General features: G+C 50.8%; 1 protein-coding gene. It reads left to right on the forward strand.

Going from position 1 to position 256, the window contains the following annotated elements; translation table 11 throughout:
- Window positions 1–256: ATP synthase F1 subunit epsilon (atpC, locus tag AB4585_RS23320; protein WP_372171158.1), on the forward strand; the 256-nt coding region annotated here is incomplete at both ends.

A 256-nucleotide genomic window follows, 5' to 3' on the forward strand; every position in this document is an offset into this window, starting at 1 on the left:
GAAGGTACGCTGTTTTCAGGGCCTGCACATGCCCTTGCGGTTTCAGGAGCCGACGGTGAACTGGGTATTCGCCCAGGTCATTCGCCACTTCTTAGCAAAATTAAGCCAGGGGTAACGGTATTCGTTACTGGCGAGAAACAAAAAGAGCAAGTGCTGTATGTTTCTGGTGGCTTAGTGGAAGTGCAACCTGATGTGGTGACCGTTTTGGCAGATACTGCCTTGCATGGCAAAGATATTGACCGTGCTCGTGCAGAAG

The organism is Vibrio sp. 10N.222.49.C9 (genome assembly GCF_041474985.1).
Classification (GTDB): domain Bacteria; phylum Pseudomonadota; class Gammaproteobacteria; order Enterobacterales; family Vibrionaceae; genus Vibrio; species Vibrio crassostreae_C.